At 45.4% G+C, this 16169-nt stretch carries 12 protein-coding genes; 6 read left to right on the top strand and 6 right to left on the bottom strand.

Annotated elements, in window-relative coordinates:
• The first annotated feature begins 15 nt into the window (after window positions 1-15).
• Window positions 16-3120, top strand: coding sequence for a two-component regulator propeller domain-containing protein (locus R3D00_10635; protein MEZ4773627.1), 3105 nt, complete (start codon window positions 16-18; stop codon window positions 3118-3120).
• 7 nt (window positions 3121-3127) lie between these two features.
• Here the strand turns inward: R3D00_10635 and R3D00_10630 are convergent, their stop codons facing one another.
• The 5 genes from R3D00_10630 to R3D00_10610 all read right to left on the bottom strand — a co-directional run bounded on the left by R3D00_10630 (window position 3128) and on the right by R3D00_10610 (window position 7340).
• Window positions 3128-3589, bottom strand: coding sequence for a hypothetical protein (locus R3D00_10630; protein ID MEZ4773626.1), 462 nt, complete (start codon window positions 3587-3589; stop codon window positions 3128-3130).
• Entirely contained in the window at window positions 3589-4563 is a 975-nt protein-coding gene (locus R3D00_10625) for a hypothetical protein (protein MEZ4773625.1), read from the bottom strand. Before R3D00_10625 ends, R3D00_10630 begins: the two co-directional genes overlap by 1 nt.
• Before the next feature lie 10 nt (window positions 4564-4573).
• Window positions 4574-5875, bottom strand: coding sequence for an alkaline phosphatase family protein (locus R3D00_10620; GenBank protein ID MEZ4773624.1), 1302 nt, complete (start codon window positions 5873-5875; stop codon window positions 4574-4576).
• Between the two features lie 97 nt (window positions 5876-5972).
• The gene (locus R3D00_10615) at window positions 5973-6455 is read right to left on the bottom strand and encodes a hypothetical protein (protein ID MEZ4773623.1); all 483 of its coding nucleotides are present in this window, start codon (window positions 6453-6455) and stop codon (window positions 5973-5975) included.
• A 12-nt stretch (window positions 6456-6467) separates the two neighbouring features.
• A complete protein-coding gene (locus tag R3D00_10610; protein ID MEZ4773622.1) occupies window positions 6468-7340 on the bottom strand; it encodes a hypothetical protein in 873 nt (290 codons plus the stop codon).
• 58 nt (window positions 7341-7398) lie between these two features.
• Between R3D00_10610 and R3D00_10605 the strand changes: the two genes are divergently transcribed.
• From R3D00_10605 to R3D00_10585, 5 genes are all read left to right on the top strand, one after another.
• On the top strand, window positions 7399-8403 hold the full coding sequence (locus tag R3D00_10605; protein MEZ4773621.1) for an ion channel: 1005 nt from the start codon (window positions 7399-7401) through the stop codon (window positions 8401-8403).
• A 116-nt stretch (window positions 8404-8519) separates the two neighbouring features.
• Window positions 8520-11609, top strand: a complete 3090-nt coding sequence (locus R3D00_10600) for a SusC/RagA family TonB-linked outer membrane protein (protein MEZ4773620.1) — start codon at window positions 8520-8522, stop codon at window positions 11607-11609.
• Window positions 11610-11620: 11 nt separating this feature from the next.
• A complete protein-coding gene (locus tag R3D00_10595; GenBank protein ID MEZ4773619.1) occupies window positions 11621-13033 on the top strand; it encodes a SusD/RagB family nutrient-binding outer membrane lipoprotein in 1413 nt (470 codons plus the stop codon).
• A 109-nt stretch (window positions 13034-13142) separates the two neighbouring features.
• Window positions 13143-14396 (top strand): alkaline phosphatase family protein, encoded by a 1254-nt coding sequence (locus tag R3D00_10590; GenBank protein ID MEZ4773618.1) that lies wholly within the window; start codon window positions 13143-13145, stop codon window positions 14394-14396.
• Window positions 14397-14480: 84 nt separating this feature from the next.
• Entirely contained in the window at window positions 14481-15572 is a 1092-nt protein-coding gene (locus R3D00_10585) for a bile acid:sodium symporter family protein (protein ID MEZ4773617.1), read from the top strand.
• A 105-nt stretch (window positions 15573-15677) separates the two neighbouring features.
• On the opposite strand, the gene R3D00_10580 is transcribed toward R3D00_10585, so the two are convergent.
• Window positions 15678-16145: a hypothetical protein gene (locus R3D00_10580; GenBank protein MEZ4773616.1), complete on the bottom strand. Its 468-nt coding sequence runs from the start codon at window positions 16143-16145 to the stop codon at window positions 15678-15680.
• Window positions 16146-16169 lie beyond the last annotated feature (24 nt).

Below are 16169 nucleotides of genomic sequence, written 5' to 3'. Positions count from 1 at the left end.
TTCATATTTTTGAATATGCCGAATATTCTCCGGTATATCATTTTTGGGGTTTATCTCATGCCCTTTACCGTAACAGGTCAGGGGGTATGGCAAAATTTTCATCATCTCACCATTGAAGAGGGCCTGCCCAGCAACTTCGTTCAGGACGTTTTGCAGGACGAAAAAGGCTATATATGGTTTGCCACAGAGGCCGGGCTTTGCAAATTTGATGGTTATTCCTTCAAAAATTATACAGTAGAAGACGGAATCCCCAAAAATAATATCCGAAAAGTCATTCAGGATAAGAAAAAACAGTTATGGATTCTTACCCAGGGAGAGATGTCCTATTTTGATGGGAATAATTTCACCTATATCGGGATGGGCGATAAACGGATAGTTAGTGTTCTGGAAGACTCTTCAGGCAATATGTGGTTTTCTTCTGCCCGTACATTATTTTATAAAAAGGCAGGATTACCCGTTGACAGTATTACAGATATTGACCCTGGCACAATGGGCATATCAGGCACGCCCTACCTGAAAGAAACCGATGATGAAGGAAAGATATGGATATATAATCAGGACGGATTTCATGTACTCAACGGTCAGACCATTTTCCGGCATATTCCCTTGTCATTCGCCATTAATAATGAGAATTTTTCGCCTGCAACCTGTGTTCTCCACAACAAAGAAATTGTTTATTCTTCGGATCTGGGCCTGGTGAATATACGATCAAACGGGGAACAAGTGCTTATTTCTGATAAAATCACAGATGGCCCCGTTAACGCTATCGTTGAAGATCATTCAGGAGATTTGTGGATAGGAAGCAAAAACGGTGCTTTTCGCCTTCAGCAGGTTGGCAGAAAATGGAAACCGGTAGATCACTACCTTGCCGGTATCCCAATCAGTCAGGTAATGGAAGATGTGGAAGGCAACCTTTGGTTTACTTCCCAGAGCAATGGAGTATTTCTCTTACTTTCCAACGCAAATGGGATTCTGGAGAGAAATGCACTCGTAATGAAAAATCTCGGAATTTCCCAGACGAACCAAATCTATGACATACAGGAGAGTCCGGATGGAAGACTTATGCTGGGCCTTTCATCCGGCCATATTCTTTCTGTTTCAGGTGAAATTGAGAAAACCATCCCACAGGTATTTGATTTCCAGGACTCGCTAAAATCCGGAGAAATTATTACCAGCTTCCTCCCGCTTCAGGGAAACACCATCCTTGTACTGACGAATCTGCGACTTTGTCTTTGGGAAAATAATACCCTGCAATCCCTCCATGGCTTTGGTGCTGCGCAAACACTAAAGGCCCCACATCGCCTTTCTCAGGATAAGGCAGGCAATATTCTGATTCTTACAGATTCGTATTTGCTGGATTGTACCCGGAAAGATTTATACTTACTCTTAAAGCCTGACGGGGTAAGTTCCTTTATCGATAACCTTACGGAACGAAATAATTTTCATAGCAACCCCAGGACTCAAATTGCGGCCAGAGATGCCACCGGTACTATTTGGTATAGCTGGCCAAAAGGACTTTCATCCGGACTGGGAGAAAATATGATTAATTACTATGAGAAGGAAAATATATTTAGAACTTCTATCGTCGATATCCAAACAGGTACGGACAGTACGGTATGGCTGGCAACGCAGGGAAATGGGACGATAGTCCTCAAAAATGGAGGCTACCATAAACTTGATCTTCAAAAAGAATTAAAAGGTAATGTTTGCAACAGCATATTACTTGATGAAAGTGAAAAAAAAATATGGATTGCGACAAACCGGGGAATCGCCAAAATACAAAACTATGTATTTGGTCAGAAAAATATTGATAATCAATGGTTTGATCAAAAAGATGGCATTATTTCAGATAAGGTAAAAAAGGTGATCAAGTATAAACATGATATCTTTGTACTTACAGATTTGGGGCTAACTGTTTTTGATGAAGAAAAAATTCAGAAAGATGAATTTAAGCCGCCCGTTTACCTTACCAGGGTAGTTTTAAATGGAAATGAAGTAGACTTAAAAGATCATTATACTTATCCTGATGAAGGAAATAAAATCAGTATCCACTATTCAGGGATCTCCTTCAGAAATCTGGGGAAACTTTCTTACCAGTATAAGCTGGAAAAATATGGGGTTGGCGAGCAAGACGCATGGGCGGTTACCACTCAACCCTGGATCGATTTTCAGGCATTGTCTCCCGGCAAATATATTTTTACGATTCGCGCCATCAGTCGCGATGGGCCGATAAGTGAAAAGCCTATAAAAATCACCCTTGTCATCCAGCCGCCATTTTACCGAACCTGGTGGTTTATTGTCATACTTATATGTTTGGCGCTGCTCATGTTATTTTTCCTTTTCAGATTTTTATCTTCCGAAAAACAGAAGGTTCAACTGGAAATGACAGTTAGGGATAAAACGCTGGCGCTTACCCAAAAAGTGGAAGAACTCGCCCGAAATAATCAGGATATGGAGCAGTTTACTTATGTGGCCTCTCATGACCTGAAAACACCCCTGAGAACGATTATTGGCCACCTTCAACTGCTGGAAAGAAGATATATGCATCAGATTGATGAAGAAGGACAATCTTTTATCAACTATGCCGTCCAGGGTGCAAAACACATGTTTAATATTATCAACGACCTCCTTGATTATACCCGGCTGGGAAATGAGGAAATGGAGGGAGAACAACTCAATCTTAATGAAATTGTTGATACAGTAACCCAAAACCTAACCAACCTGATAGAAGAAAAAAAGGCAAAAATTGAAGTACTCCCTCTGCCGCAATTTTTTGGTTCTTCCTACCAATGGGAACTCCTTTTCCAGAATCTTATTGGCAATGGTCTGAAGTTTAATCGCTCAGAAAACCCGCTGATTATCATAGAAGCAAAAGACAGTCCGGGTTATTATATTGTATCTGTCAAAGATAACGGCGTGGGGATAGGAGAAGAATATCTTGCCAAGATCTTTGAACCATTTCAACGACTGAATGTCAGTGAGTTTCCCGGAACAGGCATCGGGCTCGCTATTTGTAAACGTATTGTCGAAGTACGCGGCGGCACGATCTGGGCTGAATCAGAACCGGGAAAAGGTACAACTTTTTTCTTTACAGTCCCCAAAAGCCATCGGTCAACCTAATCCCAGGCTACTCGGTGATTGTGATTTCCGGTGTGTCCACCACATTGCTTTCATTTCCCGCCCGATCTACAATGTAAATGGAGAAGACAACCTTCTCCTCCCCTGACCCGTCAGTGATAATGGTATTCGGCAGAATAACCTCAAATATCCCCGTAATCGGTATGACCGCCCCATCAGGCGCAAGCTGCTTTAGCCGAAATTCGTGGGTAATATCAATCCGGTTGTCCCGCACAAATACATTTCGATCTGTGTCGTTATTAGAGCCCAGGTCGCCATCACCGTCTGTGTACTCAAGTTTAAAGACAATTTCCTGCTGATGCGCTTTCACCGATAAGGGAGAAACGCTAATGAGTTGTATTTCGGGCACCGCTGAAGGTGGGGCAATTTCATCCAGATGTGAGCACGAAAAGAGCATCATACTCAACAAAGCAAGGGCAGGGAAGATTCGCAGGTAATGTGGAGATTTCATTATGGGACAATATAAAAGGACATGAAGGTTTTCAACTCATTGGGATGTGTATTACGCGGAAACTCGAAATCTTCGCTATGCGTACCATCATTGGTGTAAAACCGGAAGAATGTCACTTTTCCAACAGGGAAAATATTGGTGTTAAAAGTGATTTTCCAGTGAAGTTCGGCCGTATTGCCTGTGCCGTACCAGTTGGGAATCAATTTGGGCGTAGCGCTATAAACAGCTGTGATCTGTGTGGCACTACTTCCAAAGTTGTCAAACGCTTCGGAAAAACGCATCCGGCTGTTTTTCAGTGCAGCGGTTGCTGTACTGTCGTCACTGACCGCCACCCAAATTGTTACATTCAGATTTTTGAGCGAGGCAAACGGGTTAAAGGTATTGCCGCCTCTGATGGTATCAATTCGGTACTCGACTCCATTAAAATCTGCAAATGCCGCCATAGCCGTAAACTGAGGCTGGGTATTGGGTAAAGAAGAAACGTTCCCAAACATATCGGGGGCCCCTGCATTAATCCATTTCTCAACGGCCTTTACCTGTCCGGGCGTAAGCGGGTTGTCATACAGAGGCATCCGTCCGAGGGTCTGGTCATCTGTGGTGATCCGGTTGTACAGCCATGATCCACCCACATCAAAAGGCAACACCCTGTACACATACGATTGGGCTGTATTATTTTTTACCACCGGCTGAAAAACCAGCGTCGAATAGGTGGATTGTACCGTACGGAAATCGGGCTCAAAGTTTCCATCGTGACAACCCGGTACAGCGCAGCTTTGGGAAAAAATGTAAGTATGAAGCCCCACCAAAGTACCCGAGTCTGGCTGAGGCAACGGAACGGGCGGCTCTCCATAATTTACCAGATCATACGGGTTGGGCGGCGGCGGCGTGTCATCAGGCTGGCAGGCAGAAAAAAACAGGCCTGATAAAAAAGCCCAGATCAATACTTTGAATAATGCAGGTCTGATATGGTTCATGGCAAATAGATTAGAAGGCTTCGGTCAATACTCTGCCGGGCAGCATTCCAGCCGGAATGTGAACGTCAAATCCCAGAATATGGGCGATGGTCGGTACGATGTCGATGCTTTCACCCACCGGATTTGAAGGCGTACCGATCGTTTGGTTTTTGTTGACAACTCCTGCCGGTCCAAGTATCAGAGAAAAGATTTCCCGGGAAGTATTATCTCCGGTATGGTCAATACCAAATCTGCCGTAAATATCTTTTACCGTATTGCCTTCAAGGTTACGTCCATGTTCGGGAACGACAATGAGCACAGTATCATCGGCCATTCCAGGCGTTTCCTGAATCGTTTTCCAAAGATGCGCCACAGCATAATCTGCCTTTCGGAGATTGTTGCAGTACTGGGTAAAGTTTTGGTGACAGGCATCCACATCGGTCATATTTACCACCAGCAGTTCTGGTTGAAAATTTTTAATCACCTCTTCAGCAAAAAGAATGGTGAAAATGTCATTGTTTGCGTTGGCTGTAGGGACGCCGAGCGGATTTAAAAACTGACCGGAAACCCCTTTATCAAACATGGATTGAATAAATGACCGGATTTGCGCCGCGTCGTCAGGGGTATTGTAGTTGCCTGCATTGCTGTTGTCGAGCGATTTGTCAAAATTTTTATTGAGAAAGTCGCGGATTCCCAGCACTTTTTCCTCTTCGTGAAACTGAAACTGTTTGGGCTGACCAATAGAAGGATAAGTAGCCAGACTGATTAAAGACGTAGGTGCAATATGGTTGGCACCATACAGCGGACCATAGCCGGGGTAATTGCTATAGTTCAGCGCCGGGTATGGGCCAAGTGCATTGGAAACCCACCAGGCGTTTTTGGCCGTTACCGCCGGGGAATTGTGTTTGAGATAATATTCAAAAATCGTAGGATAATCGGGATTGGCGCGAAGGTTCAGCCCGGTATTGGTATACACGCCCGTAACCGCAACCGTATGTCCGTTGAAGTGGCCGGTAGGGCCTTCTTTATACCGCATTTCCTGAAAAAAAGTACCCTCTGAACGCAGTTTTACCGGCCAGGGTGAAGCAGGTACAGGATCAAGTCCGGGAATGGCCGACCCCACACCGTCAAACATTGCGGGCATCAGGTTTCCTTCATTTTGATGAACAGATTCCATATTTCGTACCCCGCCGGCAAACAGGCAAAATACTACATGGTTTGCCTTACGGCTCATCGTGCGGGCAAAGAGCCGCCCTGAAGGAAGAATATAGGGCGCAACAAAAGCAGTCGCCGCTGCCACGCCAGATTTTTTGATAAAACTTCTTCTTTTCATAAATCTCTTTTAGGGAAATGGATAACCGGGGCATCGAGGGCCTCAGCCACCGGTTATTGATCCTGGTGGCTGAGGCTCTCGAAGCCACAGGGAAATTCTAATAAAACCTGTATTCATCAGAAGTGAGAATTGCATAATAAATGATCTCCGGAGTGATTTGACTGTCGCCTTCAATCAGGCTGCGGAAGTACCAAAGCTCGTACTCTCCCGGCTCGCGCACATAAAACTTTTTGAAAGTGGCCACGATAAAACCATCCACATCGGCACGCATGGCCTGGCTGGAAGGCACATCGGCTTCCGGACTGTTGAGCATGTTGCGGATAATCAAGTCAGCTATTAATGCCTTATCACCCATGGCATTATAGGCAAGCACCATACTCTGGAGAGCATTTTCGGGAATGGTTTTTCCAAATAGATCGGAATAAGCGAGGGAAATAAACTCCAGATCGCTTTTAGGAGTATTTTTGCCGATGCCCGACTGCGTGACAGAAACTTCATTTACCTCGTACATATAGATATTTTCCGTGGGCTTACAGGACCATAGGAAAAAAAATGACAGAAGAATGATCAGATTTCGCATAATATTTAAATATCAGATGCCCAGAAATTCGTCCGTAATAAGAATGCTTATTAAAAGCTTTTTGTAGTCCTTATGTGTTTTATAGGCGATCGTAGCCTGGCTCATTTCGAGTGAAGAGGGAGAGCGGAAAAGGAAATCCCGGTAAATGTCGATCACCTGCCCCTCGTAGTAATTGTCCGAATCAAAAAATATGTCAATAAAGTCTTGTTTGTCATGCCCTTCTTTGCCAAACACAATTGTATCAAGCCCATCTACCATAGCAATACAGGCCGCCTCTTCGGCATCGGAAGGGTAGCGGTGGAGAAAATATTCAAACATGGACAAAACAAAATTTTGTGTCCCCATGTTGATCTCATCATAGAAAGAATTGTTGACAAACCGCCGGTGCAATTCTACACGACCGATCTGACCGTTTAGTAATTGTAGCGGCACATTTTTCAGATTTTGCAACCGATTGATTTCAAACTGGATATAATCATAAAAAGGCGCATACACAGGCTCTTTCAACAGATCTTTAAACACCGCAATCTGAAAAGTTATGTCGGTGGTATCGAGATTGTTGAGAATTTCGACACGGGCAATGTCATACATTCGCCGGTAAAAATCGGGGCTGCCGAGAATTACGTTCATCAGGCCTTCCCGGTTTTCTTCCGAAACATTATCCGCTTCCAATATGGCTATTCCCGCCTGAAACTCGCCAGCAGTAGGTTTGCGGCCAAGCAGAGTGATATACAGTTTGTTTACATAATTTTCTTTCACAGCCTGCGGCACACTATAGTCTGGTGGCGCCGTATTGTCGGGGACGAGGATGATTTTCTGTTCCGGCTGGCAGGCCATAAGCACCACAACGAATACCGGAAAGAGAAAAAATTGCAGGTGCTTCATAAGTTTTTATTTTAGGACGAATTTTAGACTTTGAATGCTGTAAAAGGTTTAGAAAAAAATGTCTGACAACAAAAAAACTCCATCCGCCAAAAATACCGGTGCGCAGTCCGCCCAACCCGCTCAGGCCACTTACCAGGATTTGGGATTTGGTTCCAAAATTGGCAGAACCAGCAAACGTATGATCAATCAGGACGGAAGCTTTAATGTCCGCCGTACCGGAGGGGGATTGGGGGCATTTCACCCCTACCAATACCTGATCACCATTTCATGGACAAAGTTTCATCTGGCAGTAGGCATATTCTATATCAGTATCAACAGCCTGTTTTCGGGACTATACCTTCTCACCGGTATTCACAATCTCACGGGCACACCCGAAATGGGCATAACCATGCCCGGGTGGCTGGAAGACTTTTTACACGCATTTTTTTTCAGCATGCAGACTTTTACGACCGTAGGATATGGTTCCATCAGTCCTATGGGGTTTGCGACCAATATGATTGCAGGCATAGAAGCACTGTGCGGTCTGATGGCATTTGCCCTGATTACAGGTGTACTTTACGGACGGTTTTCCAAAGCTACCGCCAAGATCAAATACAGCAAGGAAGCTTTGATCGCGCCCTATCAGGATATCAACGCCTTCATGTTTCGCACGATCAACCGGAGGCAAAATCAACTGATCGAGCTTTCCGTTGTGGTAACCATGTCTTGGTATGAAAGAGTGGGAAACGAATTTAAACAAAAATTTGCCCCACTTCCTCTTGAGCGCGACAAAGTAACCCTCTTTCCACTTTCCTGGACGATTGTGCACCCCATCACCCCTGAGAGCCCTCTTTATGGAAAAAATCAGCAGGATGTCGAACAAATGAACGCTGAGTTTATGATTATGATACAGGGATTTGACGATACCTTTGCTCAGATCGTCCATAGCCGCACTTCCTATAAGTATTATGACCTCGCCTGGGGTAGAAAATTTGACATGATCTATCACACCGACGAAGAAACCGGTATGATCATCGTCGAAGTTGATAAGGTCGATCAGCACAGCGAAGTGCAGCTGAATTAAGCCCTTCTCCCATTTCTTAATCTTTCCTTAACGCCCCGGGTAATGTTTTTTTGCCCGGGCGTAATACCTTTGTTTCAAATCTTAACCCGAATTATATGAATAGAATTTTTTCTTTCATGAAATCCGCCTTTCCTGCGCTAAAGCCGTTAGGAGTCATCTGCCTGTTGGGCGCATGGGCGTTGCCTGTTTTTGGGCAAATGAACATTTCCGGAAAAGTATCTGATCCAGACGGTCAACCGCTCACAGGTGCGACCATTCTGGTACAAAATACTTCCAATGGCGCACTTTCGGATGAGAACGGTGCATTTCAAATTTCCGCCCAAAAAGGCGATACACTTTTTGTCTCATATATCGGTTACGAACCTCAAAAAGTGGCGATTGGAGCTCAAACTGTGCTGAATATCATTCTTTCCGAGAATACGGCCAATGCCGAAGAAGTATTGATCACAGCACTGGGAATCGAAAGAGATAAAAAAGCACTGGGATATGCAGTACAAAGTATTTCATCCGAAAATATCACCCAGACACGCTCTACCAACCTGATCAACAACCTCTCCGGAAAACTTGCCGGCGTACAGGTTACCGGAGCCAACAACGGCCTCGCCAGTTCGGCGAGGGTAGTAATACGCGGTGAAAACTCGCTCAATATCAACAACAACTCCCCGTTGTTTATCGTAGATGGCGTCCCCGTCAACAACTCCATTTACGGCATCGGCGGCGGCAATACCGATCAGGCAAATCTCCCCACCGACTACGGCAATGGCGCCGCCGAAATCAATCCCGACGATATTGAATCCATCAGCGTGCTGAAAGGCGCCGCAGCTTCCGCCCTTTACGGCTCCCGTGCTGCCAATGGCGTGATCGTCATTACCACCAAATCTGGCAAAAACCAGAAGGGACTGGGGGTGAGCATTAGCTCCTCCACGATGTTTAGCAGCCCACTGGTACTTCCTGAAGTACAAAACCAGTACGGTGGCGGCTGGGGGTTGGAGTACTATGCAGATTTCGGGACAAATTTTGGCCCTTCCCTAAATCAGGGACTTTCTGTGGTGCAAGACGGAAGCCCTGGATATGACAATAGCCAGGCCGAAAATTTCAGTTACCGCTACAGGCTGGAAGACTTTTTCCAGACAGGTGTTTCGACCAATAATCAGGTATCTGTAAACGGAGGCAGTGATAAGGGAAGCTTCAAACTGGCTTACGCCAATTCCTATAATACCGGCATCGTACCCAATACCGATCTCACCCGCGACAATTTTAGCCTGAATACCAGCTATAGCCCCAATGAAAACTGGAAGATCAATGTCAGTTCTACCTATATTAAAAGCAAAAGCGACAATCTCCCGGTAGCGGGATATGGCGGTCAGGGACTGATGTACGCACTGCTGTGGAACTACACCAATGTGGATATGAACTGGCTGAAAGACTATTGGCTGGAAAAAGACAGGGTACAGCGGAATATTTTCACATGGGCCGACAATCCCTACCTGATTGCCAATGAGCATATCAACGGATTTAATAAAGACCGGCTCTTCGGAAAAATATCTTCGGTTTACAATCTCACCCCGGAGTTGTCGCTGATGCTGCGGATAGGAACGGATTATTCCAACGATTTCCGCCAGTCGAGAAGGCCTATGGGATCGGTTTATCACCGCAACGGGATGTACAGGGAGCAGACCATCGGATACCGCGAAGTAAATGCAGATTTTCTGCTTAGCTATGAAAAGACTTTGGGGGACTTTAGTACCAGAGTTTCTGTGGGAGGAAACAGACTTGACCAGAGCACTTCCGAAAGCCTGATCGAAGGACAAGGACTGGCTATACCGGGAATTTATTCGCTCGGAAATATCAATGTTACGCCGAGTCTTTACCGGTATGACGGAAGAAAGCGGGTAAATAGCTTTTACGGATTTGCCAACTTCGGCTATAAAGATTTTGTATATATGGACATTACCGGCAGAAACGACTGGTCTTCTACTCTGCCGACCGGAGAAAACTCCTATTTCTACCCATCGGTTTCCCTCAGTGTGATTCCCTCCGAAATACTGAATATGGGAAATACCGTAGATTTTTTGAAAGCAAGGTTTAACATTGCCCGGGTAGGAAAAGACACAGACCCGTTTTTACTGTCAAAAACCTACCGGTTTGCCACTTTGCCCAATAGCGTTACAAACCCCAACCAACTGCCCGTAGCAGATCTGAAACCCGAACAAACCGATTCTTATGAATTCGGGATAGAAAGTTATCTCCTCAAAAGAAGAGTAAGAGTGGATCTCAGTGTCTATAAAACCATTAGTACCAACCAGATCATATCTTTTGCGATTTCGCAGTCGGCAGGGTATCAGTCCATATTTGCCAATGCAGGACGAATTGAAAATGCAGGCGTCGAGCTTGTGTTGGGCGTAGTGCCGGTAAAAACAAAAAACTTCGAATGGAATATCAACGCCAATTTTACCCGTAACCGCGGCAAAGTCATCGAACTTTACAAAGATTTGGAATCGTATATCATCGGAGAAGGTCCGGATGGCGTAACAGTCGAAGCGAGACCGGGCGGCAGAATGGGCGACATTTACGGAAATACCTATGTGAGATCAGATAAGGGCGAAATTGTATATAACGAAAATGGATTACCGCTTCTTGGCGACCGGGCGAATGTAGGCAACTACAATCCCGACTGGATGTTGGGTCTTTCTTCAGGCATTCGCTTTAAAGGATTAAATCTTTATGCACTGTTTGACTTCAGAAAAGGCGGTATTATTTACTCCTATACCCATGCCATCGGAACAGAAAGCGGCATTCTCCCTATTACCCTTGCAGGCCGGGAAGATGGCATTATTGGAGAAGGTGTTGTTCAAAATCCGGATGGCAGTTACAGCCCCAATACTACCCTGGTTTCGGCGGAAGATTTTTACTATGGCGGCATTTACCCCAGAGAGAATGCTGAAGCCAACAGCTTTGACGCATCCTATGTAAAACTTCGGGAAATAAACCTCAGCTACTCGCTACCTGTGTCATTTTTATCCAAAGCCGGAATCAAAGGATTGTCTATCGCAGCAGTGGGGAATAATCTTTTCTTATGGACTGATGTGCCTTATATCGACCCGGAAGCACAGGCCCTCAATGGCGGAACGCTGGTACCGGGTTTTGAAGTCACACAGCTTCCCTCCACACGGTCATACGGCTTTAAAATCAACCTTACCCTTTAATATCAGGCACAATGAAAAAAATATTATCTCTGTTGATTTTGGTATTGACAAGTTATGCCTGTACCAATCATTTCGAAGAAATAAACACAAATCCCAATGAAGCAGTCGAAGTTTCAGGAGATTTGTTGCTGCCAACCGTAATTTTTAATCTGGCAGATATGAGCGTCAATCAAAGTTACGGATTTGGCGACGTTGTCGCTCAGTACACTGCAAACTACGAATACAACGATATCGATATTTATCGCTGGACAAGCGATGGCCGCTTTTGGGGCATGTACGATTACCTTCAGGACATCAGCGATATCAAAGCTTTTGGGGTAAAAAATGCGCTTCCCAACTATGAGGCCGTTGCATTGATTCTTGAAGCGTATTGTTTCAGCATACTCACCGATGCTTATGGAGACGTGCCTTACACACAGGCCAACCGGGCGGCGGAAGGCATTATTTCCCCGGCTTATGATACCCAGGAATCGATTTACGAGGGCATTCTTAGCAGTCTGGAAAAAGCCAATACCCTCATAGATCCGTCGGGTACCATTTCTGGAGACATTCTGTTTCAGGGTAATATGAACAAATGGAAGAAGTTTGCCAATTCACTAACCGTCAGACTTCTTATGCGCATCTCCAACGTAAAAGATATCTCCAGCACCTTACAGCAAATGGTGGACAATCCGGCGACCTACCCGGTTTTTGAAAGTACCGGAGATGATGCGATCTACTATTATGCAGGGTCTACCCCCGATCTTTCCCCCTACTCTTCAGGCAGAGGCCGGGAGTACGAGTATTTTATTGCTATGCCAACCAATCACTTCGTAGATCTGCTTTTGGCCAATAATGATCCCCGCATTCACGAATGGCTGGGGTATAAAGTAAATGATGATGGTTCGCTCGAATACCTTGGTGTTGCGCCCGGGCAGGTTTTGGGCGACATAGGCAGACCCGGCGATTTTTCGTCTAAAGACACCTCCTATTTTAGCGAACCGGCAAAAATCAGCGGAATATTTATGACTTATAGCGAATTGAATTTTATTCTGGCTGAAGCTGCTGAAACCGGGCTCATCAGCGGAAATGCTCAAAACTACTACGAAGCAGGGGTGCAGGCTTCCTTCGCACAGTGGAATGTAGAAATGTCGGCAGATTTTCTGACCACCGTAGTGCCTTATGAGGCAGGGAATACGGACCGTATATTTGAACAAAAATGGCTGGCCTTATATCACACTAGCGTAGAGGCATGGTTTGATTGGAAAAGAACTGGCAAACCTGCCTTCTTACAGCCTGGCCCCGGCAACCTGAATGGCAACAAGATCCCTGTGCGACTGATGTATCCCAGCCTGGAGCAATCTGTCAACGGTTCCAATTACAACACTGCCTCACAGCGGATTGGCGGTGACAATATTAATTCGCGCGTTTGGTGGGACAAATAGAGAAGTAAAGGAGATTTTTACTTCAATGCAACCATCTGCAAAGGCAACCAGGCGTCGGGCATCTGCAAGCGCAGAGAGGATCAAAGAGGTAATATTTATAATTTTTTATATGAAGGAAATTTATTTTTATCTGATTTTGATCGCAGGCCTGGCGATGAGCTGCGAAAAACCTGCACCCAAAAAGGCTGTTTTTATTATTGTAGATGGAATCCCGGCCGATGTAATTGAAAAGGTAAGTACTCCTGCTTTAGACAACATATCTAAAGCAGGAGGATACACCCGCGCTTATGTGGGTGGAGAGCCTGGTGAATACAACGAAACCCCAACCATTTCCGCTCCCGGGTATATGAGCCTCATTACCGCCACCTGGGCTCATAAACACAATGTTTGGGGCAATGACAGTCTTTCGCCCAATTACCATTACTGGAACGTGTTTCGCACAGTGGAAACCGTAAAGCCCGAACTTACTACGGCCGTATTTTCCACCTGGCTAGACAACCGCACGATACTGATAGGAGAAGGAAATCCGGAAGCAGGAGATTTCAGGATTGATTATGCTTTTGACGGATTTGAAAAAGATACTGTGCGGTTTCCCCACAACAACGGGTCAGACTATATACTCGCGATAGACGAACTGGTCTCCACAGAAGCCGCGCAGTATATCGCCACCCATGCGCCTGATCTGAGCTGGGTGTACCTCGAATATACCGATGATATGGGCCATTCATTTGGCGATAGCGAACAATTTTACGATGCCATAAAAACAGCGGATACACAGATAGAAAAAATATGGGAAGCGGTCAAAAAAAGACAGGCGATGGGCGAAGACTGGATGATCGTCGTGACTACCGATCACGGACGCGATGCGACCGGGCACGACCACGGTGGCCAGAGCGACCGGGAGCGAACGACCTGGATCACCACCAATAGCCAAAATTTAAATAAGAAATTTCAGCAGACCGAGCCCGCCATCATGGATATTGGCGTTTCGCTGTTGCGACATCTGGGAATCACGCCACCACAGGAAGTAGCAGATGAAATGGATGGAATACCATTTACCGGAGACATTTCCTTCCATACCCTTCGTGCAAAACTGGATGAAAATCATCTGCTTGTAAACTGGGCCGTGGTAAACGAAAGAGGAGACGCAGAAGTACGGCTGGCATTTACCAACCATTTTGCTGCCGGAGGAGAAGACGAATATATAACGGCTACTACAGTACCCGTAAAAGCAGGAAATGCGGCCCTCACACTTACCGAAGATCAGTTGAAAAAGTATCATGAGTCTGGCATTATCAAGGTCGTTTTGCGGGCGCCCATGAATGTCGGCAACCGATGGATAACGATTGCAGAAGCAGAATGACCACGGTACAGGTTGGCCTTTGTGAAATTCTTCTCTATATTCCACAGAGAATTGATTGTTTCACAGGTTAATCCTTATCCTTACATGAAAAAGCTATCTACTACTTTTTTCCTCGCATCTGCGGTATGTCTGGCAATAGCCCTTATCGCGGGGTTTGTTGCCGGGTTGCCGGCTACAGGTCCGTTTTTAATCCTTATGTTTCTCTGCCTTGCAATAGGTATGAATCAGGAGGAAAAACTAAAAGGTTATTCCTTCACCATGGTCATATTTATGGCAGTGACGGCAGCCATGTTTTACCCCAGTCTTTTTACAGCGGTCGGTACCTTTCAGACCAAAACCCTCATCGTACCCATACTGATGGTGATCATGTTTGGGATGGGAACCAGCATGAGTTTTAAAGATTTTATGGGTGTGATTTTAATGCCCAAAGGGGTGATTATCGGGCTTTTATGTCAGTTTACGATTATGCCTTTTCTCGGGTATGGCCTGGCTAAATTATCAGGTTTCCCGCCAGAGATTGCAGCAGGAATTATTCTGATCGGGTGTGCGCCCAGCGGTCTGGCTTCCAATGTTATGAACTACATCGCCGGCGCCAACCTCCCGCTTTCAGTAACGATCACGATGGTAGCAACCCTGGTAGCACCCGTTATGACACCCATTATGATGAAATTACTGGCAGACCAGTTGGTTGACGTGAGCTTTTGGGCGATGCTGTTGGACATTATGAAAATCGTATTTATCCCTACGATTGCCGGGCTGATTTTCAATCACTTTTTCCACGGCAAATTTAAATGGTTGGACAAAAGCCTTCCGATCGCCTCGATGGCGGGAATTGGGGCTGTGATTACAATCATTACCGCACTGGGAAGAGATTCTCTCCTGAGTATTGGTATTACCTTGGTACTCCTGGTTATTGTTCACAATACCTTTGGTTATCTGTTGGGCTATTGGACAAGCAGACTGGCAGGGATGGACGAACAGTCATGCCGGACGATTGCTATCGAAGTAGGTATGCAGAATGGCGGCCTCGCTTCAGGTATTGCTGTAGGAATGGGCAAGGTCGCTACGATGGGGCTTGCTCCGGCTGTATTTGGTCCATTTATGAATATTTCGGGTTCGATTCTGGCTACCTGGTGGAGAGGAAGGCCTGTTGCGGGAGCAGAAACTGTGAAATAAAAGAACCACTTTGATGAGTATTAATAAAAAGCCCCTTTCCTGGTGGAAAGGGGCTTCTCGCAAATATGAAAAAATTATTCCTGTTCCTTTGATTCTTTATTCTGTTTAGGGCAGAATGGATTTTTGCTGGTAAGTGATGGTCAAAATCTGAGCTTGCTCGTAATCGCCAGTGGTGAGGTTACACGCATTGCCATTGAATTCAAATCCTGCATCTACAGATTCAATCTCACCGCGACCATTTTCCTGGAAAGCCTGAGGAGTGTTGGAAATCAGATCGGCTACATTACCGCTGACAACTACTTTGCCATCTTCCAGAATTTCTTCCCCTTCACGGCTGAAAGTCATGGAGATTTCGCGGGGATCCCCACCAGGGTACACGACAAATTCGTACTTCATGCTTTTTGTACCAGCCTCAATTTCGGAGTAAACGACCAGGTCAATATTGAAATACACATTTTCATATACCATCGTCTCTGTCTGTGATGCCGGCTCATTACCAGTTGTGTTATGTGCGCTTACGTTCATTGTAAATACAGCCAAAGCAAGGAGAAGAAGGATTGAAAAGTTTTTCATTGTCTGATCTGTTATTGGTTCTAG

Source organism: Bacteroidia bacterium (genome assembly GCA_041391665.1).
GTDB lineage: Bacteria > Bacteroidota > Bacteroidia > J057 > J057 > JAGQVA01.
This window is presented reverse-complemented; position numbering and strand designations above follow the sequence as displayed.

Excerpts from the sequence above, each read along its gene's own strand:
- R3D00_10635 (MEZ4773627.1), top strand. The coding sequence starts at position 16 with ATGCCGAATATTCTCCGGTATATCATTTTTGGGGTTTATCTCATGCCC.
- R3D00_10630 (MEZ4773626.1), bottom strand. The coding sequence starts at position 3,589 with ATGAAATCTCCACATTACCTGCGAATCTTCCCTGCCCTTGCTTTGTTG.
- R3D00_10625 (MEZ4773625.1), bottom strand. The coding sequence starts at position 4,563 with ATGAACCATATCAGACCTGCATTATTCAAAGTATTGATCTGGGCTTTT.
- R3D00_10620 (MEZ4773624.1), bottom strand. The coding sequence starts at position 5,875 with ATGAAAAGAAGAAGTTTTATCAAAAAATCTGGCGTGGCAGCGGCGACT.
- R3D00_10615 (MEZ4773623.1), bottom strand. The coding sequence starts at position 6,455 with ATGCGAAATCTGATCATTCTTCTGTCATTTTTTTTCCTATGGTCCTGT.
- R3D00_10610 (MEZ4773622.1), bottom strand. The coding sequence starts at position 7,340 with ATGAAGCACCTGCAATTTTTTCTCTTTCCGGTATTCGTTGTGGTGCTT.
- R3D00_10605 (MEZ4773621.1), top strand. The coding sequence starts at position 7,399 with ATGTCTGACAACAAAAAAACTCCATCCGCCAAAAATACCGGTGCGCAG.
- R3D00_10600 (MEZ4773620.1), top strand. The coding sequence starts at position 8,520 with ATGAAATCCGCCTTTCCTGCGCTAAAGCCGTTAGGAGTCATCTGCCTG.
- R3D00_10595 (MEZ4773619.1), top strand. The coding sequence starts at position 11,621 with ATGAAAAAAATATTATCTCTGTTGATTTTGGTATTGACAAGTTATGCC.
- R3D00_10590 (MEZ4773618.1), top strand. The coding sequence starts at position 13,143 with ATGAAGGAAATTTATTTTTATCTGATTTTGATCGCAGGCCTGGCGATG.
- R3D00_10585 (MEZ4773617.1), top strand. The coding sequence starts at position 14,481 with ATGAAAAAGCTATCTACTACTTTTTTCCTCGCATCTGCGGTATGTCTG.
- R3D00_10580 (MEZ4773616.1), bottom strand. The coding sequence starts at position 16,145 with ATGAAAAACTTTTCAATCCTTCTTCTCCTTGCTTTGGCTGTATTTACA.